Consider the following 1301-nt stretch of genomic DNA (forward strand, 5'->3'; position numbering starts at 1 on the left):
GCCACGCGGACCGAGGTGTGGCAGCGCAGACAGGGGCGGGGCGCGCGGCCGTAGACGAACAGGTCGTGGTGGCGCAGGCCGGTGGTCCGGCGGACCGGGCGGTCGCGGTTGGCCTCCAGCAGTCGCTGGGCGAGGCCCGGCAGCCTCTCGGCGCGGTCCGCGGGCAGCGCGCCGACCGGCAGCCAGGGGGTGACGCCGAGCAGGAAGCACAGCTCGCTCTTGTAGATGTTGCCGATTCCGGCCAGATTGCGCTGGTCCAGCAGGGCTTCGCCGAGCGGGCGGGCCGGGTCCGCGAGCAGCCGGGCCAGGGCGCGCTCCGGGTCCCAGTCCGGGCCGAGCAGATCGGGTCCGAGATGACCGACGACCCGCTCCTCCTCCGTGGTGCGCAGCAGTTCCAGTACCTGGAGGCGGTAGCCGACGGCCGTGCGGTCGGCGGTGGCGAGGATCGCGCGGATCTGGTGCGCCGGTCCGCCCCGCCAGCGCTCGCCCGTGCCGTAGACCTTCCAGGCGCCCTCCATGCGCAGATGCGTGTGCAGGGTCAGGCCGCCCTCGAAGCGGGTGAGCAGGTGCTTGCCGCGCGGGACCGTGCTCAGCACCCGGCGGCCGGCGAGGTCGACCGTGGCGTACTTCGGCACCCGGAAGTCGCTGCGGGTCAGCGCCTTGCCCGCGAGGGCCTCGTGCAGCCGCCGCGCGGCCTGCCAGACCGTGTCACCTTCGGGCATGGGTCCAAGGGTGCCACGGCGCTACGGCAGGGCGGCGGGCCGCGGCGGCGCGGCTCAGGCTCTCAGGCGCAGGCCGCGCGGCGTCGCCACGAAGCCCGCTCCTTCCAGGAGGGCGCCCGCCGGGGCGGTCAGGGCCGGGGTGCCGTTGATCCGCTCGATGGTGACCGTGCCGAGGGAGCCGGCGCGGGCGGCCTCGGCGAGGGCCTCGGCGGCCGAGCGCAGGCGCGGGTCGTCCGTGGCCGCGGTGTCGGGCGCGATCGGCCAGGCAAGGAGCGTCTTGCCGCCGCGCTCCATGTAGAGGGTCAGCTCGCCCTCCACCAGGACGACCAGGGAGCCCGCCTTGCGGCCCGGCTTGTGCCCGGCCCCGGTCGGGGGCTCGGGCCAGGACAGGGCCGCGCCGTAGGCGTTCGCCGGGTCGGCGGCGGCGAGTACCACGGCCCGCGGGTCGGGGGAGCCGCTTCGGGAGCGGTGGTCGCCGTACCCCCGGAGCGGGGCCGCGCCGTAGCCGGTGGCGCCGCCGCCCCGGGGGCCGCCGTAGCCGGGGTCGGAGAAGGGGTCGGGAAGATCGCGGGGCGACAC

General features: G+C 76.9%; 1 protein-coding gene and 1 pseudogene. Both read right to left on the minus strand.

The window, feature by feature from the left end:
* A partial coding sequence (locus FRZ03_RS30620; protein WP_146468359.1) for a DNA-formamidopyrimidine glycosylase family protein occupies positions 1 to 722 on the minus strand: 722 nt, incomplete at its 3' end.
* A gap of 54 nt (positions 723 to 776) precedes the next feature.
* Positions 777 to 1301 (minus strand): annotated as a pseudogene (locus FRZ03_RS30625) (DEAD/DEAH box helicase); the annotation flags it as partial.

This window comes from Streptomyces misionensis (genome assembly GCF_007896895.1).
Lineage (GTDB): Bacteria > Actinomycetota > Actinomycetes > Streptomycetales > Streptomycetaceae > Streptomyces > Streptomyces misionensis_A.